The organism is Peribacillus sp. ACCC06369 (genome assembly GCF_030348945.1).
Classification (GTDB): domain Bacteria; phylum Bacillota; class Bacilli; order Bacillales; family DSM-1321; genus Peribacillus.
Genome location: NZ_JAUCEN010000002.1, coordinates 3,384,880 through 3,408,693 on the forward strand (window position 1 = coordinate 3,384,880; position 23,814 = coordinate 3,408,693).

The window sequence follows — 23,814 nt, forward strand, 5'->3', positions numbered from 1 at the left end:
TCCTCGGCGCCATTGCGTCTGCGGAGGCTCCCTTGGACGCGCTTTTCTCGCAGGAGTCTCGTACCTTCCGTTCCAATCAACTTTGTTTTAACATTAAGGTTGAACTCCTTTTGCCTAAAGTCTTTTTTGTTTTGGACTAGAAGGATTTAAACTTGATGTTTTCTAAAGGTGCCATCATTATTTCTTGATCGGAATTTTCAAAACCTGACCCCTGGAAATTTCATTGCCATTCAGACCATTCCACTCTCTGATCAGAGCAATGCCTTCCTGTGATTTGTAGTAATTCATGGAAATGCGGAATAATGTTTCCTCACCTTGAACAGTATGTAAGACAACCTTGTATTCCTCTTTATCCGATTTCGCCGCTTGAACTCTTTCGGCTGCCCTTTTCTTTTCTGCCGCTTCAGCCTTTGCTTTTTCGTCAGCTATTTGCTGTGCTTTGGCTTTTTCTTCGGCTTCTTGCTGTGCTTTAGCTTTTTCTTCGGCCTCTTGCTGTGCTTTAGCTTTTTCTTCGGCCTCTTGCTGTGCTTTAGCTTTTTGTTCGGCTTTTCTCTTTTCTTCTTCCTCTGCTTTAGCCTCAGCTACTTCTTTTTCTTTCTTTTCCTTTAAATCCTCTGCCGTTGCTGTAGTAGGGATCGCTTCTTTATCTTCCTTATTTTCTTCAAAGACGACTGGGTCACTTTTTGGATCATGTACAGGGAAAGGTTTTTCCTGAAAATATGTATAAAGGCTGTAAAATCCAATTGGAAGCAAAATAAAAAACAATGCTAATAATTGTATCATTGGAAACTTAATCTTCACTTTACTTTTTTTCTTTTTATTCTGGTGAACTTTGCTGCGCTTGGGCAATGATGACTTAGCCTTATGACGTTCAATTCGCGAACGAAGTTCACCAGCCTGATCGTTTTCCTTTTCACTCTTCTGCACTCGACTCATTAAAGTCACCCCCTTTCTTGCTCAACCCTCTTTGCTTTTTGCTCTTGATTAAAATACCCAGGATAAAGTCAATCAAAAAGTGTGCCGTAATCGTCACCAGGATATTATTGGTCATTTCAAAGAGAAAACCGATAAAGAAGCTCAAAACCAAAACATTTAAAAATAAAAACCAATTAAAAAGGTAACGATAATGAACAGCTGCAAAAATGAGGCTCGTAAGAAGCAAGCCAAAATGTGTTTGCAACACTCCACGAAATAATAACTCTTCACTTATCGCTACCACTAAAGCAACGACAAAAATCATCGGGTATGACAAATTACTGAAAATGCGTTCGTTAATACCACCATCATCCTGATAGGAAGGTGGTGTCACTTTCATAAAGAAAATGTCAAATAACACGACAATGACTCCAGCGGGAATTCCAATCAGCAAAATGTTCAGGTCATCAAAGATAAATAAGTCGAAAAAAGCAGAACGGTCTTTAAATAAAATAATACCTAAAAAAATGGATAACGTTAAGAGAATAATTTGTGTAAGAAACAAATTATTTAGCAACTGTTTATCTGTTAGTTGTTTAATTATTTCAGCTTGCTTATTTTTCATTCCCATTTTCCTTCTTTAATAAGATAAAAGCCAATTCCTCTTTCCACGTTGAATAGGAATTAACCGGATCCACCTTGACTTCCGGCCATACATCAGCCATTTTCTCGGCATCCATACCACAGATATCACAGCAAATGGGGTTCACTTCCCGCTGCTTTTCTTCAAAATAGTCCAATATTCCTGAACGGCGACATTCGTTTGCTTGTATCCAAATAAGGAAATTATTAAGCTTTTCTTGATTCCCGGATTTCCTCTTTTGACAATACTCTTTCATCTCTGCCACTTGATATAAAGGATCTTTATTTCCTGTAATGAACTGGGTAAAAAAACGAAGCTGGATTTCGTTCAACGAAAAAGATTGAGACAGCTGTTCTTTTTCTGATAGGGTCAAATTCGCCGGAATCTGTTGTGAAGCATTAAGGAAAGAGCAAACACCATCGATTTGCATATCCGTAGGCAACTGTTGCTCCATCAGATGCAGGGGAAGCCCTTCATCCCCGTCACTATATAATAAGACAGCCACACTTTGCTTCCTATCTCGTCCCGCCCTGCCTATCTCCTGAAGATAAGCTTCCATCGTGGATGGCATATGAAAATGGATAACGTACCTGACATCGGATTTATTTACACCCATGCCAAAAGCACTCGTTGCACATATAATTTTCAACTGACCGGAAATGAATTGCTGCTGAATGAGCATCCTTTGTTCCTGTTCCATGCCACCGTGATAATAATTGACGCTCTCAATCCCGTTTTCCTGTAAAAACCCAGTGACCGATTCCGCCAATTTTTTAGAGGAAAAATAAATAATTCCGCTACCTGTAAATTTCCTGACAAGCTCCAGTACACGGGATAGTTTCTCTTCGTAGCTGAACTTGCGCTCTACAATTATTGCAATATTATCGCGGTCAACAGATGAGACGGTTTCCTTGGCTTGTCCAATGTTGAGTTTACCAATGATATCCCTTCTGACTTCAGTGGTTGCAGTTGCTGTCAGGGCAAGAGTCAATGGATTGTTCAATTCACGCCTCACTTCTCCTAAATTCAAATAATCCGGTCGGAAATCATATCCCCATTGTGAGATGCAGTGTGCTTCATCGATGACGAATAGACCTATTTCTATAGATTTCAAGGATTTTATCACAGTCTCCAGGCTCAGCATTTCAGGAGATAAAAAGATAAAACGATAACTATGTAACCGGTCGAAAGCTTTCCTTTTTTGATTTAGATTCAAAAAAGAATTGAGGGTCAAAACACTTTTTTCGCCACTCATCTTGAGCTGATCTGCCTGATCCTGCATTAATGATAATAATGGGGAGACAATTAGGACAGTCTTATTCAAAAGATAGGCCGGCAACTGGTAACATAATGATTTACCGGATCCGGTTGGCAGCATCGCTAAAGTATGACGGCCGGACATCAATGATTCAACCACTTCTTTTTGTCCGGGACGGAATTCATCAAATCCGAATTTTTCTTTGAGGACTCGTTCTATATTCATCATCCATCACCTAATTTCGCAAGTACAAGCCGTATTTGGAAAAAGCTTATCTGTTTATTATCGACCATATTCTTGATTGCTTTAAGCTTTTTCGTACCAAGTTCCTTAATAGCAGCAGCAATTTCTCTCTCATCCTCGATAGACACATAATCGGATATTGGAAAACCTTTATCCGATAGGACAATTTCAACGAGGTGATCTTCAATGGTGTTGACTTTCAATCGGCGGATTTCAGCTATTTCCCCCAGGTTTTTCCCTGCCTGTATGTACCGTAAAGTAGTCTGTGTAGATTGTGTCAAATGAGGATTCTCACTCTTTTGCCAATCATTGGTTAACGAGGACAAAAGGGGGTATTCCGTTCCCGTTCCCGTATCCATTTCTGAAAGCATTTGATGCAACGAGTCAAGAAATGTAAAGCGAACATATTGTTCTTCTACATCTTTCCTTTTGGCAATCTGTTCAAACGTAAGCCCAATCCTATTTACCCCAGTTAATTTCAAAATGAAAATGTCTCGTTTCAAATCACTTTGACTTTCTAAAAGGGAAATCAGTTCTTCATATAGATGTTGAGCAATCAACACTCGGTCCTGACGATTGGCATGTAAGAATTCCTTCACGAAATATTGGATTTTCGGATTTCGTTGTATCGGATAAAAACGTCTTTCATTGTGGACAATATGGGATATGGTTTGAATGAGCAAGTTTAACCTTCCCCAGAAAACCGGGGTGATATTGTGATACTTCCAACCATTTATATACGTCGGAAAAGGATTATTATTAAAGTAATCGACTAACATTCCCTCTCCTTGCAGACTAATTTCATATGCATCTGATTTATTCGTTAAATTAATGTAGTCATGCTTAAGGAACTGTTCAATGTTTTGATTCAATTGCTGACGGGTAAATCGAGGTATTGTCCCAAATATATTCGTTAACCCGAATAAATGGGCATCCTGGATTGTTTGTGACGACTTCTTTCCCTGTAGCATATGGTATATAGCATAAATGGAACGTTCGCCTTGAAATTTTTTTATCGCATATAGAATGATTGCCTGTAGATAATTATTCATGGGACTCACATCCTTGTTTCATTTAACCAATAAACCCATTGTAACAAATATCTGCAAAAATCGCCGTTATTATTGATGAATACAAGGAAAATTATGTGACTAAATGACGAACCATGGTAGGACCCAAGTTAATTATTACGATGTTTTTCGTTGACATTCTACTACATGATAGTTATTATCAATACAATTTCTATTGAAAAGTTTGGCATTCGGTCTTACAATAAGAAAGAGATAATAATCTGAAATAAAAAGATTATCAGTTGTTAATCAACTTAGGAGGGGTTATATTCATGGCTAAATTTACTATTGTGGATAAAGAAACATGCATCGCTTGTGGTGCTTGTGGAGCAGCAGCACCAGATATATATGATTATGATGACGAAGGGATTGCATTTGTTACCCTTGACGATAATGAGGGAATCGTTGAAATTCCAGATGTACTAATAGATGATATGATGGATGCATTTGAAGGATGTCCAACGGATTCTATTAAAGTTGCTGACGAGGCATTTGACGGGGATGCACTAAAATTCGAATAAAGGTACAAGCCATTTTCAATCGAGAATGGCTTTTTCTTTTGGCCAATGTCGCTTATATATTCCCATACCAATGACATAAAAAAACAACCGGATATGGATATCCGGTTGTTTTTTTATATTTCTATCGTCAATGCCGTTAAGCATTTTTATATAATATTTGCTTATTGATCCATGTCTGTAATTTAATGAACAATAACATGAATACAGATGTGATGAGCACGCCTTTAATCACGTTGAAAGGCAAGATTGCCGTCGTGACGAACTTTCTCGACTCGGGTGCCGACATTGCATCCGCTCCCATAAAGAAGGTATAAGCCGGTAAAAAGACAAAATAGTTTAAAACGCTCATAAATACCGCCATGGAAACTGTACCCGCAAGTAAAGCGAACGTCATCCCTTTTTTTGAATTGATTTTATTAAATACATAATAAGTCGGCAAGACGAACAGTATTCCCGCAACAAAGTTAGCGATATGTCCCACTGGTACAGCAGTCAAGGTCCCTGTCATGACAAAATCCAATAGGTTTTTAAGGAATTCAACTAGAATCCCGGCCATCGGACCGAAAATCAATGCCGCCATCAGTGCTGGTATGTCGCTAAAATCAACACTCAGAAAAGGTGGAAATCCTGGGAACGGAAAATTTAAAAGCATCAATAAATAAGAAATGCTTCCCATCATGGCCAGTGTGACCATTTTTTTCACTTTGTTCTTTTTCATAGTTCTCTCTCCTTCTTTTCCGATCTACCTGAAAAAGAGGTTAGGGTTCCTTAATCATGTTGATGCTCAATAAAAAACCTTTAATTCCAATAGAATTAAAGGGATAAATTAAAGGTTACATCAAACAAACGTTCAGCAAATAACTGTTGAAACGCACTCAGGAACCTCCATCTTCTCCCATCCAGACTATACTGTCGGCTTTGGAATCACACCAAATCCTGCCCATAAGGCTCGCGGGCTTAGAAGAGAATTTCCTTCATCACCGCCGGTGGGGAATTACACCCCGCCCCGAAGATAGACCTATAAAATTTTGTTTTATCTTTCCCATTATATCCGAAATTCCTTTTTTGTGATAGCATTTTTTCTCAGTTGATACATTTAGGACTATAAATCACTTAAAAGAAAAATCGGATACACAAAATTATCATAATGAAAATATTTTTTCTTTTAAAGCAATCGATGTTGAAGCCATTAATAGTGCGGCATTAAACATACGATCCAAATGTAATTATTGTTTTAAGCGCTTACAATCAGAGAAGCCAAATTGACACAATTGGCATTTAAATTGTAAAATTAACTGAAATTTAAGATAATTCTTTTCCCTAGGAAGGTGTTTAGACGTGTATCGGATTTTAGTAGCAGATGCCATCAAACCAGAAGGACTCGGACCGCTATCAGAGGCTTCCAATATTCACCTTATTCAGAAGACAGTAGAGGAAGCGGAAAACGAACTTGATCAGATTGATGCAATACTTGTAAGAAGTGCAACGAAGGTTACGGAAGATTTAATGAACCGTATGCCGCAGTTGAAAATTATAGCACGCGCTGGTGTCGGCGTCGATAACATAGACATCCCCGCTGCGACAAAACGTGGGATTGTCGTGGTTAATGCTCCTGACGGCAATACCATTTCAACTGCAGAACATACATTTGCCATGATGGCTTCTTTAATGCGCCATATTCCGCAAGCTTATGCTTCACTGAAGAATGGGGAATGGAAACGTTCTTCATATACTGGAACGGAACTTCGCGGCAAAGTATTAGGTATAGTTGGATTTGGACGTATCGGAGGGGAAATTGCCAAACGTGCTAAAGTGTTTGGGATGGATGTAATTGTCTATGATCCGTTCCTGACTGCTGATCGTGCAAAGAAAATGGCCGTAACGTCCCTGCCGTTAAATGAATTGCTTCCTAAAGCAGATATCATTACTGTACATACTCCACTAACGAATGAAACTAGAGGTTTAATCAATAAAGAAAAACTGCTTACCTGTAAAAAAGGAGTTTATGTACTGAACTGCGCACGTGGTGGAATTCTAGACGAAGATGATTTATATGAAATGATAGTTGAAGGACATGTTGCAGGGGCGGCGCTGGATGTTTTCGTGGAAGAACCTCCACTTGGCCATAAACTGCTTGAATTGGATAGCGTCATTGCTACACCTCATCTAGGTGCATCTACGAAAGAGGCCCAATTAAATGTAGCCGTACAGGTTGCCCAAGAAGTTTTGACCTATTTCGAAGGAAATCCAGTTTCCAGTTCAATCAACCTTCCAGCGATTTCTAAAGAAGTGTTTGAAAAGGTACAGCCATTCTATCAACTTGTTCAGCAAATGGGATCCATTGCTTCTCAGTGCATGAATGAAGGGATTCAGGAAATCTCCGTTACGTATGCAGGAGAGTCATTGGACTTCGATACAGCGATTCTGACAAAAAGTCTAATCTCAGGCTTCTTCAAATCAAGGGTTGATGCATCAGTCAATGAGGTGAATGCCTTGCTGGTCGCAAAAGAGCGTGGCATTACAGTTGGTGAAAAAATCTCAACGGACTCTTTAGGATACTCTAACTTGATCAGCCTTAAAATAAAAGGTGACAACCGCGAATTAACAATAAGTGGAACTTATATCGAAAATTACGGTTCTCGAATTGTAAGCTTGAATGGTTTCAAAATCGACTTTCATCCGGAATCGAATTTACTTTATATCCAGCATACCGATAAACCTGGTGTAATCGGTAACGTAGGTAAGGTTCTTGGTGATCACGGAGTGAATATCGCCACCATGCAGGTAGGCCGAAAAGAAGCTGGTGGGGAAGCAATCATGGTTTTAAGCTTTGATGAACCATTGGCAGACAACATGAAACAATTTTTAATGGAAACAGAAGAAATTACATTCATGGCCCGTATTTCATTATAAGAAGAAAAAAGTGCCCGTCAGCGCGGGCACTTTTTTTAAATGTATAGAGCACCCCTCCATCATTTAGCCCGTCCCCTGCATCAATTCACTAGGTTCGGTGCTTTGGGCACCCATATGTCTTCAGTTAAATTCAACTGGCCGACCTCTTCAATTGGTGCATTTTCAAACTTCACTTTTTCAAAACCAAAATCCTTAGCAATGAAGAGTATGGCTTCTAAAGCTTGAAGGGATTCCTCACTATTTTCTATAGCTGCTTGATCTGACAATTGAATGGACACAAGATCTCCTTTTGAACGTATACTTTCCCATTTAAGGTCATCCGGGATTGCAGGTGAAATCCCCTCCATGTCCGGCTCCCCTTTTCCAGCTTGAAGTGCCTCTTCAATGTCCCGATAATCCATATTGCTTGGAACTAGGAACCTTGGAGAGGATTCATCTCTTTGGTAAAGTAGGTATGTGCGTTTTTGTTGATGAGGTATATCCGCCTCCTTTAAAAATCCCTTATTGGCAAACATTGCCCCTTGCTTACCACCTGTAGAAAAAGTCATCTTCTCTATATCATTATAGGAAAGCGTTTCTTCCATCGAATGGAGAAAAAGAGTATCCTCTTTCAATAATCGGCTGTTTTCTCGAAACTCAATATGAGCAGTGGTCATATCGTTTCCTTGGTTAATCTTTATATCAAGCGGAAAATAGTCAGATAGCCCATATTGCTCTTCATCGATATTGGACATTTGATTCGTTAACCGATTCAGTGTATCCGCTTTGTCATAATGTTTGAGTTTAATTGATATGGGAACGATGAAATTCATTTGATCATCAGGTACGCCTATGGTAATGACCGATGCATTTTTAAGGTCGTCTTGATAAATCGCATGTGCAAAAGTTTTTTCCTTTTCCCCTGTTAGAGGTTCTATTTCTGAAACCTCGTCTTTAGATTCAATCTCCGCTTGCTTACTCAAAAACTCTTGATTACCCTGTTTATCTTCTGAGGTATTTTCTTTGATATTTGCATTTTGCCGTTCCTGATCTGCCATTTCCTTATTTTCGGATATGGATAATTTCCCATTACCGCTGCTGTCCTCTTCCCTTGTAGTTCCCTTGTTTCCAATAATTAACGATGACGCCAAAACAACCATTAAGAATAAGGAGGCCACACCCGCAATTAGAGGTATCCAGTGTTTCTTTCTTTTTTTATCATGTATTCTCGCATACACCTCTGCCTTGGTTCGGTCATCTTTTAATTTCGGAAGCCCGCGTAGCATGTCTTCAATTTCGTTTTCTTTCCAACGGGATCTTCTCATTGCGGTGGCCCTCCTTTCCTGATAAATCTTCCATCAATGTTTTGATTGCCTTTAAAGCACGGTGCTGGGTCGTTTTTACCTTACTTTCACTCCAATTTAATATTTCTGCAGTTTCCGTAATGGACATGCCCTGAATGTACCTTAAAATGATGACGGATCTTTGATCGACGGTACATCTGTTTAAACATTGATAAATATCTTGGATCTCATCGTTCATGATGGCCACTTCTTCCGGAATGGGCTGAGTATCTTTAATCAATTGCCTATCCCAATCAAAGTTAGGAAAGATTTTGTCTTTCCACCCTTTTTGTTTCCGAAAATAATCAATCGTCACATTTCTGGCAATCGAATAAATCCACGTTTTTTCACTGCTTTTTCCTTCGAAGCGTTCATAAGCCTTCATAACCCGGATATAGACCTCCTGAACAAGGTCCTCTGCCGTTTCTCGATTTTTAGTCATATAAAAAATGAATTGATAAACTTCCTGATGATATTTTTCATATAGATCGTGGAAAACGGAATCCATCATTTCCCCACATCCGTTCATAAATATAGTCGTCATTCCTCAATAAAAGTTACATACTTCGGCTTTAATCTTAATATAAAATTCCGTCATTTCCACATGTCCGGAACTTCTTATCTTGTTCCCTAAAAAAAACAAAGACAAGTTGGAAATGAATCCAATTGCCTTTGTCTTCACAGTTCCCTATGAAACAATTTTTTTTGGAAAGCTGTCCGTCATTCAATCGGCATTTTCCATAATTCGAGGCAGGATAAAACTGAACGTTGTCCCTTTATTAGGTAAACTGTTTACCGAAATGTAGCCATCATGGGCATTGATTATATTTTTTACGATGGCCAAACCCAATCCGGTACCTGATCGGCCGCGGGTCCTTGCCTTATCCGCTTTATAAAACCTCTCAAATACAAAAGGTAAATCTTCTTCGGGAATACCAGATCCAGAGTCCCTCACATCAATGATCAGACCTCTTCGATCACTTGTCCTCTGAATGACATCAATGTTACCGCCTGGAGGAGTATGACGAATCGCATTATCAATTAAATTAGTCAAAACCTGTTCAATACGGTCAGGATCAAAATGCCATTCAATTTCATTGTCTTGAAGACTGACTGATATTGTAATCCCTTTTTCTTTGGCTAGCCCGGAAAACTTACTTGTAATCCTCTTTAAATAAGGTGAAATTGGTACATGTTCAAAGCTAAGGTTCATTTTTCCCGATTCCAATTTAGCCAGATCGAGCAGATCATTGACTAAACGTCCCATTCTCAAAGACTCATCATAGATGATGCGGGCCATCTCCACCTTTTCCTCTTCACTGCCCGCAATATCATCAACGATCGCTTCACTATATCCTTGCAGCATTGAAATGGGCGTTCTTAACTCATGGGAGACATTGGCTATGAAATCCGTCCTAAGTTTGTCCATACGTCTTTCATCACTCATATCCCGTATGATGGCCACCGCTCCCCGAATATTGTCGGCATTTGTATATAGCGGGCTGACAATGAATCCCCAATCTCTGCCCTGCAAGGTAATTTCCCCGACTTGCTCCTTATCGAAGGACTCTGATTCATCAAAAAGATTCATCAAAACCAAGGGGACATTCACGTTATCTTCCCGGTTATTGCCTTTTTCAAAGTACCAGGACTGGAGAAATCTTTCCGCTGGCGGATTCGTTTCAAGGATTGTGCCATCTTTATTGAAGGTAATGACCCCATCAGCCATACTGCTAAGAATGCTTGAGAGATGTTCCTTTTCCTGACTGAGTGCATTCATATTGAATTTCAGCTGCTTCCTCATCTGATTAAACGCTATGGCCAACTCACCGATCTCATCTTGAGTCAAGATTGGAACCTTTGTATCAAATTTCCCCCGGGCAATCGCCAGTGCGGCTTCCCTCATCTTCACCAATGGGGCATTGATTCTTGTAGATAAAAAGAAAGCAAAAATCGTTGTCAAAATAATGGCGATGCCCGCTGCCAATAAAATGAACTGTGTAGTGGATTTTGTGGTTTCTTCCATGGACTCCAATGATTGAAATAAGAAAACTTCATCCTGTTCCCCATTCAATTCAAGTGGAATCCCAACAACGATTGCGGATAATTCCTCTTTACCCGGATCATGGGATAGCGCCATTTCCTTTTTTACAGTCTTTCTTTCGGTAAAAACCTTGAGCAATTCAGGATCATTCTTAATGGATTCCGGCGTGATTTCAAACTCCTTATCTCCTCCAATGGATGAGAAAATCATTTTGTCATCGTTTAGAATGATCATTTTCGTTTCGTTTCCTATTAATTCCGAAGCTATTTGTAAAACCTCATTGTTAGATCCCTGATGGTCATTTGTTACCTTAATGATTTGTTCGGCCGTTTTGGTTAAATCATTTTCAATATTTTCAATTTGGAAATTCTCAAAGAATTCGACCAGCAGAACGGTTAAAACGATTAATACGAATGACACGAGCAATAGGATCGTTGCCCATAGCTTCCCTACGACACTGCCCCACAGCATCAGTCATTAACGACTTCGAACTTGTAACCTACACCCCAAACAGTGACAATCATCTTGGCTGCGTTTTCGGATATGCGGTTTAATTTTTCACGTAAGCGTTTAACATGCGTGTCAACAGTTCGAAGATCTCCAAAGAATTCATAATGCCACACTTCTTTTAACAATTGCTCCCGATCGAAAACTTTATCTGGGGATTTAGCTAAGAAATATAATAATTCATATTCTTTTGGTGTTAATGAAACCTCTTTGTTATCAGCAAGTACACGGTGGGCATCATTATCAATGGTTAGATGCGAGAAGACGATCACATCTTTTGCCGTCGTTTCCGTCTGCATGTAACCCGTGCTTGAGGAGCGTCGCAATAAAGCTTTAACCCTTAACACGACTTCACGGGGACTGAACGGCTTTACGATATAATCATCGGTCCCCACTTCGAACCCTTGAACGCGGTTCACTTCTTCCCCTTTAGCAGTCAGCATGATAATAGGTGTCGTCTTCTTCTCCCTTAATTCACGGCAAACTTCGATTCCATCTTTACCAGGCATCATAATATCCAATAAAATTAAATCATAATCATTTTCAAGGGCTTTTGTTAAAGCCACATCTCCATTTTCAGCTTCATCAATTATATAATCTTCTCTTTCCAAATACATCTTTAACAGCCGGCGGATTCTTTCCTCATCATCCACCACGAGAATTTTAATAGCGTTATACATTATGTAATCAGCCTCCTATCATTTATTCTACAAAATGAAAACTTCCCTGACTAATAATTTTTCCTTCCAAAGTACGATAATGAGCCAATTTCGCATGGCTTTTATGGACCTTTCACCATATTGTCACAAAAAAAGACCTCACCCGTTTCCTCTGTGAATTCATAGTGGGTATTTCACTGAAATATCATATATAAAGTGAGGACGGAAAAAGGGATCATTCTCTAGAAAAATCGACAAGCCAACCCTCGACGTTTCTATCAAAAGACCCCCTTCATCTAATTATTACAATACAGAATCAAGCATATGAATGCAAACCAGCAATAACAAGATTAACAAATATCAAGTTAAATATCATTATGGCAAAACCGATGACCGCAAGCCATGCTGATTTTTCCCCTTGCCACCCCTTTGACATGCGCAGATGTAAAAAGGCCGCATAAAACAACCAAGTAATCAGAGCCCAGACTTCTTTCGGATCCCAGCCCCAGAATCGTGTCCAGGCCACTTGAGCCCAGATCATTGCAAAAATGAGGGCACCGAGTGTAAAGATCGGAAAACCGATAAGGACTGAACGATAACTAATCTCGTCCAATAAATTCAAATTCACATTTTTAACGATCGGCTTAATCAATGCTGCCACTCTTTTACGGGCAATCAATCTTATTAGACCATACAGGACGAGTCCCATACCGATTGACCAAATGACTGTATTCAGTTTCTTGGCATTGATCAGGGCAGGCATGTTCACCAGTGGTTCAAACCGATCCGTCTCGGTTAGTTCCCCTTCATGGGGACCTACAAGTGCAGGAAGGTTAAATTCTTGCTTAGCTGGCACACCTTTTTTATCGACCCAATCAAAATTCGCCTTATAATCCATGGCGGCAAAAGTAGAAGTGATGATGACGAAACCGATGGTACTGACTAATGTGAACATGATGACTTCAAGCCAAAACGTTCTTTTGCTCGCTTGTGACTGATCGACGAATTTGATTAAATAAATGATGGCTGCAACGAAACTTATCGCAAGGATCGACTGTCCTGCCGCTGCGGTCGTTACATGAATATGAAGCCAATCGCTCTGCAAAGCAGGAATGAGCGGCGAAATTTCTGTAGGGAACATACTTGCGTATGCAATTATCAATAACGCAATCGGTAAAGCGAATAACCCAAGTGCAGGTGTTTTATAAAGGAAATAAATTAGTATGAAAGCACCGACCAGCATCATTCCGAAAAAGGTCGTAAATTCGAACAGGTTACTTACCGGGGCATGGCCAGCAGCAATCCATCTAGTGATGAAATACCCAATTTGCGCAGCGAAACCGAGAATGGTGATGAAAATGCCAAGTTTAGCCCATTTGTTTTGTTTCTTTTCCTCCGCTCCACTTTTATCCTTTATCGATCCCCCAAATAAAAAGGTAGCGATCAGATATGATAAGAAAGCTGCATATAAAAAGTTACTGCTTAATTCAGCCATTTAAAACTTCCCCCTTATTAGAAGATTTCTCCTCCTCAAGTTGATCCGTTGGTTCGCAAAGAGATGTTGATTCTATCGCTTGTCCTATATCTCTTTTAATGCCGTGCCAGTTTTTGTTTGTATGGCCGGCCATTAATATCTCATCATCTTTCCTTTTAATCCATATACGCCGGTGATTCCAATATGAGCCTTGGACAACACCTATCATGAAAATGATTCCACCAGAGAATAGGATCCAAAGCGTTAAATCCTTCCTAACGGTCAAAGCCGTGACATCTTGGGTTTCCACACCATTAAAGGCCATTTTATATGTATTTTCCCCTAAAGGCTCCACAGTCTCTTTAATCGCTACGAAACTGACTTCACCCTCTGGCTTATCCGGAGTATGCATTTTAAAGATAAATGCTGGATTATTCGGAATCTTCGATATCGTTCTAGGTTCACCTTTTTCATCGAACTCGAAATCAGGGAAGTAACTGATCAAATCAACAGAATAACCTTCATCCAACTCGTATTTCTTTTCAGGATTATTCAAATCAACCTTTAAGCTGCCATATTTCTCTTCGGTTTCTTTATTTATCAAATTAAAAGACATCGTACTGAGCTCATCCAGTTTATAGTCTACTTGGTAGAGGGCATAATGATCATGTTTCAAAGGTTCATTGACTTTGATTTTAAAATCTTTAAGCTTATCAAGGTCCACTTTCTCCCCTGGTATGGTTTCTCCCTTGCGCTCATAGAGCGTTACATCGGATTGATAGGTTTTAGCTATCGTACCGGTTTTATCTATTGCAGCACTGTATTGTTCATCTTCTTCATTTTCTTTGTCATATACCTCTAAGGTAAATTCATTATTCTGGAGGTAGTATTCACCATTTGTACCCGGGATTTCTTTTCTCTCGCCTTCCCGCAGCCAAAGTACTTTGTCAATATACATCCCAGGGACAGAACGCAATAATGCTCCAATTAAGAAAATGATAAGTCCAATATGATTTACATAGGGTCCCCAACGTGAAAAACGACCCTTTTCGGCAAGTATATGACCGTTTTCCTCTCGTATATGATAACGCTGCCTTTTTAGCCTATTCTTTACTTCTTCAAGGTTTACATCTTGATCTTCAAGCTTTGTCACACCAAAAATCCTCTGACGTTTCATGAAACCGTCATGACGTGTGACCCCTTGTTTTTTTAACGATTTATATAAGGGAAAGAACCGATCGATACTGGCAATCAATAGTGATATGCCGAGCATGCCTATGATAATCAAATACCACCATGAACTGTACAAATTATGAAACCCGAGTTCATAATACACCTTTCCGAACCAGCCGTACTCCAGTTCATAATGCTCTGCAGGCGTCGCCGTTGAAGGGATATACATTTCCTGAGGTAAAATCGTCCCGATAGCTGAAGCGACTAAGGCAATGACAATGAGCGTCACCCCTACCTTAACGGAAGAAAAGAAGTTCCATATTTTATCGATGACCGTTTTTTTATATGTTTGTGAACGCCTTGCACTTCCTTCATATCGCATATCAATTAGCTTGTTTTCCTTTTCGTTACCAAGCACCATCCCACATTTCCCACAAATCTTTGTGCCAAATGGATTTACATGACCACAATCGCATTTTACTTCTTTCATGTCAAAAACTCCCCAATATTATGGTTTAATTCTCTCCATATGCTTTTGGATGCTCTCTTCTGTCAAAGCTCCGGTGATGATATCTATCACTTTCCCCTCTTTATCAACCAAAAAGGTGACTGGCAAAATATCCACGCGATAGGCATTTTCCACTTCCCTACCTTTATCGATCATGACAGGAAAGGTAAGATCATGCTTTGTGATGAAATTATTGACAGCATAGTCAGATTCCCCGACATTAACCGCTAATATCTCAACGCCCTGGTCTTTAAATTTCTTATATTGATTTTCCATATAAGGCATTTCATATTCACACGGCTTACAATATGTACCCCAAAAGTTCAGGAAGACGCCTTTTCCCTTGTAATCGGAAAGTTTATGTTCTTTGCCTTCCATATCAGTCAAAACGAAATTGGGTGCATCGGATCCTTTACTCAGACTTTCATTCTTATCTTTAGTGAAGTTCGTATAAAGGGCAAACACTAAAGCTGCACCTAGAAGCAGGAGAATGATGGTCCTGATAATTAGGCGTCGCTTCTTTTTATCCATAGAAATCCTCCTAAGGCCACACTAATTTAACCATACCATTATACCATTTAACACCATGTCCATTTTATTTACATTTCTGAAAGTTTTGTGACATCTTTTCCCGATTCATGAAGGAAAGGTATTTACAGGTTGTTTTCCACCACCCAATCCTCCAGGGGAAAAATGGGGTAGTGGTTTCAACCTATTAATACAGGAAAAATTCTTTCTTACATTCTCCGCTGTTTTGGTTCGGTCGTTGCTAAAGTCCGCATTAATTTAACTTCATGTGGAGTCAGCTCACGGGAATCTCCTGCTGTTAAACCGTCCAATGTCAAGAAACCATATTGTTCCCTCTTCAATTTTATGACGGGATGGCCGATTGCTTCAAACATCCGGCGGACTTGCCTGTTCCGGCCTTCATGTATTGTGATTTCAACTATGGCCGTTTCCTTTTTTTTGTCGGTGGACAATACCCTAGTCTTGGCTGGGGCAGTCTTACCATCCTCCAATTTGATACCTTTATCCAACTTTTTCAAGCTTTCACGCAAAGGCATCCCTTTCACTTTTGCCACATACACTTTATCCACTTCATGCTTAGGATGCATTAACGTGTTTGCAAATTCTCCGTCATTGGTTAAAATCAACAAACCCGAAGTATCGTAATCCAAGCGGCCAACTGGATAAATCCGTTCATTGATGTAAGGGAAATAGTCCGTTACGACTTTTCTATTCTTATCATCAGAAACTGCCGAAATGACACCGCGCGGTTTATAGAATAGGAAATAAACAGGAGCTTCTTTTTCAAGCGGGACTTCATTAACCTGAACCTTATCATTAGGACCCACCTTCACACCTAATTCCTTCACTACTTTGCCGTTCACTTTTACCTTACCTTCTAAAATCAACTCTTCTGCTTTACGGCGGGAAGCCAGTCCAGCATGTGCTATCACCTTTTGTAATCGTTCCATCTATCTTCACCCCATAATATAATCATTCGTTTGTTATTGTCGATACATACACAATCATACAATTATTACATATAGAGAGGCAAAAACAAAAGGTTTTTCGCGATTAAGAGCTTTTCTTTTATAATTACATCAATAATGTGACGGTTAAATGGGGTGGTTTCCATAATGAGTGTAACATAGCTTATTTTTCCATACAAAAAAAATGTTTCTTTAAGATGAATGTTCGAACCATATAAAAAATTGATAGCTATCCATAACGGGTTCGTTTAAGAAAAAGGCAAAAAAAAAAGAAATGGAATCGCCCATTTCCTTACCTTTAATTCATTCCAAATACTAATGTGACGACGATAACGGCGGCTATGATTCCGATCAAGTCTGCCAAAAGCCCAACCTTAAGGGCATCACCCATTTTTTTGATTCCGACGGCTCCAAAATAAACCGTCAATACATAGAAGGTGGTGTCTGTACTTCCCTGAATCGTGGCAGCCAAGCGCCCGACAAAGGAATCCGGTCCATAAACCGATATCAGGTCGCTGGTCATTCCTAATGCGGCTGTTCCTGATATTGGCCGGATAATCGCAAGGGGTAAAACCTCAGACGGAAAATGAAGAAGGGAAAGCAATGGGTTTAGTGATTGTACAATGAAATCCAAGGCGCCTGATGCCCTAAATACTGAAATCGCCACAAGCATGCCTACCAGGAAAGGGATAAGGGAAAAGGACATGTTGATCCCTTCTTTCCCCCCCTCGACGAACATCTCATAGGTGGGGACTCTTTTCAATGTGCCGTACAGTAATATACTGAGGATCAAAATCGGTATCATCCAAATTGAAATGGTGGTCATCCAGTGCAACATCCTATTCCCTCCCGCTCCTCTTTCTCCTGTAATAAAAATATCGATCTATCGCGATTCCTCCAACGGCAGAAATGGCCGTAGCTATTATGGTTGGAAAAACGATGTCCGTCGGGGATTGGGCATCGTAATTCATGCGAATCGCAATGACAGTCGTTGGAATCAACGTTACGCTTGAGGTATTGATCGCTAAAAAAGTGACCATCGAGCGGCTGACCGTTGCTTTTCCTCCATTCAGTTTCTTTAGCTGCTCCATCGCTTTAATGCCAAGAGGTGTAGCTGCATTCCCCAAACCGAATGTGTTTGCCATCATATTCGAAAGTATATATCCCATAGCCGGATGATTAGGCGGCACTTCAGGGAACAGCCATCTCATGAATGGCCTGAACAAGCTGGATAGTTTATCAAGCAGTCCCGATTCCTCCGCTATTTTCATCAAACCCAGCCAAAAAACAAGAATGCTCATCAGTCCCAGACAAAGGGTGACCGCTTCCTTTGCGCTAACAAAAAGAGCTTCATTGACCTGATCCATCGTCCCATTAATCATGCCGAATACAATACCTATCACAAACATGCCAACCCAAATGTAATTAACCATTTCGTTCGAGTCCCAATACCGCTTCAAATACCTCAGCCCATGAAGATTGGAATGATTGTTGCTTGAAGCTTTCTTTCGATTCCCCATAAAAAATTGAACGCGTTCCTATTTTCTTTCCATCGAGATAGATGGATGCTCTGCCGACCACTTCCGGGATTTTCCTTTTATCTTTCCAAACCTTCTGTGGCTTCAATAATTTCATTTTCACATTGACCAATTTTCTCTCTTCTTTTGTCAGTGGGTACGAGAAATCATTTTTAATGTAAACATGCCCTTTATACATTTTATTTTGTAAATTTTCTACCATGCCTTCGGGTAAAATTTCTGTAGGCTTATAATCCTTAAAAGCGGATTCGTACATTTGGATATGATCATTCCAATCATCGGGACCATTCAATGTCACAGCAATCAGGTCATGCTCGTTTTTTGTTGCCGTCGTCACCAAGGTACGTTTTGCTAGTTTGGTATACCCTGTTTTCCCGCCTGTGCAATACTCATATAATTGTGTAAGCAGGCGATTTTTGTTCTTCCATACATAATCCCATTGTTCTGTAGAATTATGCGCCCTGTGCTCCTTAGTGCCGGCAATCTTTGCATACGTTTCATTTTGCATGGCATAACGAGTAAGTATGGCCATATCATATGCGGTTGAATAATGGTTTTTCGTATTATCCAGACCATGTGGATTTGAAAAATGTGTATTTTTCATCCCGATTTCTTCTGCCTTTTGATTCATCATCCAGACGAATCCATCCAGGCTTCCACCAACCTTTTCACTGATTGCGACTGCTGCATCATTACCTGAGCGAAGCATCAAGCCATAAACCAAATCTTCGAGCTTAATCTTTTCTCCCACTTTTAAATAAAGGGAAGATCCCTCCGTCCCGAAGGCATTGCTGCTTACCTTAACTGTTTCATCCATTTGTCCCGATTCAATAGCCAAGATCGCCGTCATTATTTTCGTAATGCTTGCTATGCGATTCTTTTCATGAGCATTCACTTCATAAATGACCCTTCCGCTATCCTCATCCATTAAAATCGCGCTATGGGCACTTACAGCAACATTTGCATTGACGCTTTGTACAGGTGCCATAAAAGACAACAGGAGAATGACGATACACAAACTTGATAACCCTTTATATGGAAAACGCATGAGTGCCCCCTCGTCTCTTTACTTGTTTTTGTACAAGTTTATGCAAAAGGACAAGGGTTATGAATAAAAGAATGTAAACCGGCATGATATCTACTGATTTTCAAGGGTCATTTCCCATAAAAAAATCGATAGGAGGACATTCCCCTATCGACTTAGTGTTCTATCATACTAATAACGCTGCGATTTCATCAATTTTCTTAGCGCCGAATACCACTTCTTCATCATTGATGATCATGGCCGGCACGCTCATGACTTTATATTTCTTCTTAATTTCCTGGAAATTGCTTATATCGACCATTTCAGCTTCAACGTTAGGGTTTTCAATCGCAATACGCTGTGCGCCAACTACAACGTCTGGACAGTAGTGACATGCCAATGAAACCATAACCTTAATGTTCGCTTTTTTACTGATTCCCTTAATTGAATTCAATACGACTGAATCCAATGCTTGACCAGGTCCGGCTAGGTTATAGATAGCCAAAATGAAGGAATTCAACTCATGGCCGCCAGGTACACCGTGGTATTTGACGCCACTGTATTCACCATTCGAATTTAAGAGGGAAACGACAGGGAACTTATCTGCATTGATTTTTTCTTCGATTTCCTTATTTTCCCCCTTGTTGTATAACTCAAGATGAAGCTTGTCCCCCAATTCAGCAACATCCAACAAGAAGTCTCGCAATTCGACTGATTTCGGCAAACTTTCATCGACGATGGACACCAATGTTACGTCACTCTCCATCTTGCCGAAGATGCCCTTTAATTGGCCACGTAACGCATCACTTAATAAAGCGCTCTTTCCTGCTGGGACAGCGGCCTGTTCTTTTTTGGCCGGTTTTTCAACTTCAGGTTCATCTTTAATGCCTAAGCGATCTTTTTCTTCTGCAATATATTTACCGGCATCCGTTGCTGCAATCGCACCGTCAGATACAGCTGTGATAATCTGGCGCAAGGATTTTGGCCTTAGGTCGCCTGCCGCATATACACCATTCACATTAGTCTTCATATCATCATCGGTGAGAATGTAACCCGCATGATCCATTTCGATATGGCCATTGAAAATCTCTGTTTTCGGCTCATAACCTATGAAAACGAATACTCCAAACGTACTGTCTTCTTCCTTCGCCTTATACTCAAATTCTTCTTTAGTCGCGTTATTGATGAAACGGGCACTTTGAATCATCCCATCTCCATATACCCCAAGGATCTCCGTATTGAATTTCACTTCAATCTTATCATTTGCCATTACCTTATCAACAATGGACGGGGCACACGAGAAGCTTGATTCACGGGCGATGATTGTAACCTTTGTAGCAAAGCGGGTCAGGAATATAGCTTCTTCAGCGGCTGCATATCCTGCCCCGATAACGAAAACTTCCAACCCTTCAAAGAATTCGCCATCACATGTTGAACAATAAGCTACACCGCGACCAGTAAATTCCTCTTCACCTGGAAATCCTAGTGTTCTTGGAGAAGCACCCGTTGCAATGATGACCGCGCGGGAATGGTAGTCCCCACCAAGGGTTTTAACCACTTTTACCTCACCGGAGAAATCCACGCCCGTTACATCAGCTTTGGCAAACTCAACCCCAAAATCTTCATTTTGCAGCTTCATTTCTTCAACTAACCTTGGGCCCGATATATGGCGGATACCAGGATAATTGGCTATTTCCGATGTAGTTGCAGCTTGTCCGCCGCCAGTTCCTTTTTCAAGAATAATTGTCTTTAATTTAGCTCTTCCTGCATAAACGCCTGCTGAGAGGCCTGCAGGACCACCACCAATAATTAATAAATCATATATTTTTTTCATTTTTGTTCTCCTTGCTGAATGATAATGTCTGCTAAACTGATTATTTCGACATACAAAAGGCACTTATTTTAGGTAAGTGCCTTTTGTCATTAAATCTTGTCGGACGAATTGTCCCAGTAATCGTAATCAATTGCTGGATATACCCTTTAACTGAAGAAAGGGATCATCCCATTAAAAATTAAAGTTTACCTACAAGGTCCAGGCTTGGTTCAAGAGTAGCTTCACCTGGAGTCCATTTTGCAGGGCAAACTTTATCTCCGTGTTCTGCTACGAATTGTGCAGCTTGAACTTTTCTTACTAGTTCTTCTGCATTACGGCCAATCCCTAAGTCATTAATTTCATATGCTTTAATTTGTCCTTCTGGATTTACAATGAAAGTTCCACGTAGAGCCAATCCATCTTCTTCAATCAATACACCGAATTGACGGGATAAAACGTTTGCTGGGTCAGCTAACATTGGATATTGAATTCTACCGATTGTATCAGTAGCATCAGCCCATCCTTTGTGGCTGAAATGAGTATCTGTTGATACTGAGTAAACTTCACAACCAATTTCCTTGAATGTTTCGTAGTTATCTTGAAGATCAGCTAATTCAGTTGGACATACGAATGAAAAGTCAGCTGGGTAGAAAAAGAATACTGCCCATTTTCCTTTAACATCTTCAAGTGTAACTTCTTTGAATTCTCCTGCATGGTAAGCTTGTACTTTAAAATCTTCTACTTGTTTATTGATCAATGACATAATAAATTCCTCCAATTAGCTATTTTTTTTATATGCTCCTGTTTATAATAATTATTAAATAGAAACTAGTCAATAAATATACCTTAATAATTTTTAAGTTCACAAATTAGTCACAGTTTTTATATTGATATAAATTAAATATTTTTAAAAACCCATAGTACTTCAAAATAGCATTTTTAACACATTTCCGATGTTATTTCAAGGTTTAAAATAAGACGCATGCTCATTATTTCGAAAGATGATACCATCCCCTTTTCAATCAAATAAAAATATCCAAATGAGAATCAATAGTCGTTTGCAAATAAATGGGTAGGTGATTCTTTTATATCATTGCCATATTTTCCCTAGAAAATTCTTGATACAGGATTTCAGCAAAAAAAATACGAACCGTCACGGCTCGTATCTTAAATTGGTTCCCCTAAACATTCCTGGATTTTATCAGTTATTGTTTTTTCCAAATCAGCTTCTTCGCTTCCGTGAACCTTACGGCCGTTTGCGGCCAGTTTACAACGTCCCACCATTTGTCCACATAGGCTGCCCGATTATTTTTATATTGTAGGTAATAAGCATGTTCCCATACATCAAGAACAAGGATTGGAATCGTATCCCACTGGGTCAAAACCATATGCAATTCCGATTGAAGTATTTCTAGCCGCCACGCACGTGGAGCCCAGACTAATATCGCCCAGCCAACACCTTCTACCTGTTTGGCCGCTTCACTAAAATGACTTTTAAAAGCTGCAAAGCTTCCAAAATCCTTTTCAATCTGTTTAAGTAAATCTCCCTTTGGCTGTCCGCCTCCTCCTGGAATCATCACTTCCCAAAAAAGCGTATGGAGATAATGGCCTGACCCATGAAAGGCTGCTTCCTTTTCCCAATGTTTCAACAAGGAGAAATCTTTCGTTTCCCTCGCTTTTTTCATCATCAATTCCGCTTTATTCAGCCCATCGACATATGCTTGATGATGCTTATCATGGTGCAGATACATGATCTCCCTTGAAATCGTCGGTTCCAACGCATCATAGGCATAAGGTAACGGCGGAAGTGTATGCTTCCCAATCGGGACTGATTGCCTATCCTGTATATTGAATTCTCTAGCGAGTTCTTCAATTTCTTCATAGACCCGAGCCATCTCTTCTTCAATCAGGACCATATCCTCATAATCCATTTCTTCCTCATCCATATCTTTTGTCAACTGGGAAAGCCGTTCAATATTTGATAACACTGACGAATCGGTGATATCGATCTTCTCAAGATATTCCATGACTCCATCAACCCAATCACTTACCTCTTTAGCATAATCTCTAACATCAGACATCTTTCAACCTCCTCTTAACCCTCATGCACATAATCATCAAAGTATTCTATGTTTCGATTAAGCGGAGATTCCATTTATAAATAAAAAAACAGCTAGGCCTATTAAGCCTGGCTGTTTCCTTTATCTTGACTGTAACATTTTCGTCCGGTAATCCGTTTCATAAAACTCCAATTCTTCACGCATGGTCTGGAATCCACTTTCCACGGCCTTCAGAATGGTTATTATGCTGTCTGGCACACTTTGGTGAAATTTAATCGAGTTTTTTCCTGTATAGGCAGATCTGCTGTCCTCAAACCACCGATCCGATTTTGGGGAAAAGTATTCTTCGATACATTGATGATAAACCCTATAAAGCGTCTTTTCAGCTGCAGCTTTATTAAAAACATCATTTTTAAGAACGATTTGGCAAGCCTCCAAGCCCTCTTCACAACTTACAAGCATTCTTCTTAAACTAGAAAGGATCCCTTTATAATAAGTTTCATCCCCGCTTTTTTCCTCTTGCAGCTTAGTATAGGTCGTCTCATTTATAAATTCCTCTAGCTGAGCCACTGTTGTTTCCAAAAAGCCTTTTACATCCTCAAGCTGAGATTTAACCAATGTATTCCCCAACCG

Annotated in this window: 22 protein-coding genes and 1 riboswitch; of the genes, 2 read left to right on the forward strand and 20 right to left on the reverse strand. The window is 39.9% G+C overall.

The genetic code is table 11. The features are described from left to right. Positions 1-177 precede the first annotated feature (177 nt). From QUF78_RS17220 to QUF78_RS17235, 4 genes are read right to left on the reverse strand one after another with little or no spacing between them, the layout of a single operon-like run. A complete protein-coding gene (locus QUF78_RS17220; protein ID WP_289325631.1) occupies positions 178-936 on the reverse strand; it encodes a LysM peptidoglycan-binding domain-containing protein in 759 nt (252 codons plus the stop codon). Next, positions 914-1,540, reverse strand: coding sequence for a CPBP family intramembrane glutamic endopeptidase (locus tag QUF78_RS17225; protein ID WP_289325632.1), 627 nt, complete (start codon positions 1,538-1,540; stop codon positions 914-916). The genes QUF78_RS17220 and QUF78_RS17225 overlap by 23 nt, the downstream gene beginning before the upstream one ends. After that, a complete protein-coding gene (locus tag QUF78_RS17230; protein ID WP_289325633.1) occupies positions 1,530-3,041 on the reverse strand; it encodes a RecQ family ATP-dependent DNA helicase in 1,512 nt (503 codons plus the stop codon). The genes QUF78_RS17225 and QUF78_RS17230 overlap by 11 nt, the downstream gene beginning before the upstream one ends. Continuing rightward, positions 3,041-4,111 (reverse strand): YpbB family protein, encoded by a 1,071-nt coding sequence (locus QUF78_RS17235; protein WP_289325634.1) that lies wholly within the window; start codon positions 4,109-4,111, stop codon positions 3,041-3,043. The genes QUF78_RS17230 and QUF78_RS17235 overlap by 1 nt, the downstream gene beginning before the upstream one ends. A 290-nt stretch (positions 4,112-4,401) precedes the next feature. Between QUF78_RS17235 and QUF78_RS17240 the strand changes: the two genes are divergently transcribed. After that, entirely contained in the window at positions 4,402-4,650 is a 249-nt protein-coding gene (locus QUF78_RS17240; protein ID WP_034308087.1) for a ferredoxin, read from the forward strand. A gap of 136 nt (positions 4,651-4,786) precedes the next feature. On the opposite strand, the gene QUF78_RS17245 is transcribed toward QUF78_RS17240, so the two are convergent. Further along, positions 4,787-5,368, reverse strand: a complete 582-nt coding sequence (locus QUF78_RS17245) for an ECF transporter S component (protein WP_289325635.1) — start codon at positions 5,366-5,368, stop codon at positions 4,787-4,789. Between the two features lie 165 nt (positions 5,369-5,533). Further along, a riboswitch (FMN riboswitch) is annotated at positions 5,534-5,668 on the reverse strand. A 320-nt stretch (positions 5,669-5,988) separates the two neighbouring features. Between QUF78_RS17245 and serA the strand changes: the two genes are divergently transcribed. After that, positions 5,989-7,563, forward strand: a complete 1,575-nt coding sequence (serA, locus tag QUF78_RS17250; RefSeq protein WP_289325636.1) for a phosphoglycerate dehydrogenase — start codon at positions 5,989-5,991, stop codon at positions 7,561-7,563. Between the two features lie 80 nt (positions 7,564-7,643). On the opposite strand, the gene QUF78_RS17255 is transcribed toward serA, so the two are convergent. The 15 genes from QUF78_RS17255 to QUF78_RS17325 all read right to left on the reverse strand — a co-directional run bounded on the left by QUF78_RS17255 (position 7,644) and on the right by QUF78_RS17325 (position 23,811). Continuing rightward, a complete protein-coding gene (locus QUF78_RS17255; RefSeq protein WP_289325637.1) occupies positions 7,644-8,867 on the reverse strand; it encodes a hypothetical protein in 1,224 nt (407 codons plus the stop codon). After that, positions 8,833-9,393 carry an RNA polymerase sigma factor SigX gene (sigX, locus tag QUF78_RS17260; protein ID WP_289327344.1) on the reverse strand — a complete coding sequence of 187 codons (561 nt, stop codon included), beginning with the start codon at positions 9,391-9,393 and terminating at the stop codon, positions 8,833-8,835. Before sigX ends, QUF78_RS17255 begins: the two co-directional genes overlap by 35 nt. A 216-nt stretch (positions 9,394-9,609) precedes the next feature. Next, positions 9,610-11,403, reverse strand: coding sequence for an ATP-binding protein (locus QUF78_RS17265; protein ID WP_289327345.1), 1,794 nt, complete (start codon positions 11,401-11,403; stop codon positions 9,610-9,612). Beyond that, positions 11,400-12,116, reverse strand: coding sequence for a response regulator transcription factor (locus QUF78_RS17270; protein WP_289325638.1), 717 nt, complete (start codon positions 12,114-12,116; stop codon positions 11,400-11,402). The genes QUF78_RS17265 and QUF78_RS17270 overlap by 4 nt, the downstream gene beginning before the upstream one ends. Before the next feature lie 295 nt (positions 12,117-12,411). After that, positions 12,412-13,590: a c-type cytochrome biogenesis protein CcsB gene (gene ccsB, locus QUF78_RS17275; protein ID WP_289325639.1), complete on the reverse strand. Its 1,179-nt coding sequence runs from the start codon at positions 13,588-13,590 to the stop codon at positions 12,412-12,414. Beyond that, entirely contained in the window at positions 13,583-15,232 is a 1,650-nt protein-coding gene (gene resB / locus QUF78_RS17280; RefSeq protein ID WP_289325640.1) for a cytochrome c biogenesis protein ResB, read from the reverse strand. The genes ccsB and resB overlap by 8 nt, the downstream gene beginning before the upstream one ends. 18 nt (positions 15,233-15,250) lie before the next feature. Then, the gene (gene resA, locus QUF78_RS17285) at positions 15,251-15,781 is read right to left on the reverse strand and encodes a thiol-disulfide oxidoreductase ResA (RefSeq protein WP_289325641.1); all 531 of its coding nucleotides are present in this window, start codon (positions 15,779-15,781) and stop codon (positions 15,251-15,253) included. A gap of 206 nt (positions 15,782-15,987) precedes the next feature. Then, positions 15,988-16,728 carry a 23S rRNA pseudouridine(2605) synthase RluB gene (gene rluB, locus QUF78_RS17290; RefSeq protein WP_289315789.1) on the reverse strand — a complete coding sequence of 247 codons (741 nt, stop codon included), beginning with the start codon at positions 16,726-16,728 and terminating at the stop codon, positions 15,988-15,990. Between the two features lie 316 nt (positions 16,729-17,044). Continuing rightward, a complete protein-coding gene (locus QUF78_RS17295; RefSeq protein WP_370017073.1) occupies positions 17,045-17,572 on the reverse strand; it encodes a spore maturation protein in 528 nt (175 codons plus the stop codon). Positions 17,573-17,585: 13 nt separating this feature from the next. Further along, the gene (locus QUF78_RS17300) at positions 17,586-18,179 is read right to left on the reverse strand and encodes a nucleoside recognition domain-containing protein (protein ID WP_289315787.1); all 594 of its coding nucleotides are present in this window, start codon (positions 18,177-18,179) and stop codon (positions 17,586-17,588) included. Further along, complete coding sequence (locus QUF78_RS17305) at positions 18,172-19,332, reverse strand: D-alanyl-D-alanine carboxypeptidase family protein (protein ID WP_289325643.1); 1,161 nt, start codon at positions 19,330-19,332, stop codon at positions 18,172-18,174. Before QUF78_RS17305 ends, QUF78_RS17300 begins: the two co-directional genes overlap by 8 nt. 163 nt (positions 19,333-19,495) lie before the next feature. Further along, positions 19,496-21,142 carry an FAD-dependent oxidoreductase gene (locus QUF78_RS17310; RefSeq protein WP_289315785.1) on the reverse strand — a complete coding sequence of 549 codons (1,647 nt, stop codon included), beginning with the start codon at positions 21,140-21,142 and terminating at the stop codon, positions 19,496-19,498. A 178-nt stretch (positions 21,143-21,320) separates the two neighbouring features. Beyond that, positions 21,321-21,884, reverse strand: coding sequence for an alkyl hydroperoxide reductase subunit C (ahpC, locus tag QUF78_RS17315; protein ID WP_289325644.1), 564 nt, complete (start codon positions 21,882-21,884; stop codon positions 21,321-21,323). Positions 21,885-22,326: 442 nt separating this feature from the next. Continuing rightward, positions 22,327-23,202 (reverse strand): superoxide dismutase, encoded by an 876-nt coding sequence (locus QUF78_RS17320; RefSeq protein WP_289325645.1) that lies wholly within the window; start codon positions 23,200-23,202, stop codon positions 22,327-22,329. A gap of 120 nt (positions 23,203-23,322) precedes the next feature. Then, positions 23,323-23,811, reverse strand: a complete 489-nt coding sequence (locus QUF78_RS17325; protein WP_289315783.1) for a YpuI family protein — start codon at positions 23,809-23,811, stop codon at positions 23,323-23,325. Positions 23,812-23,814: the final 3 nt, after the last annotated feature.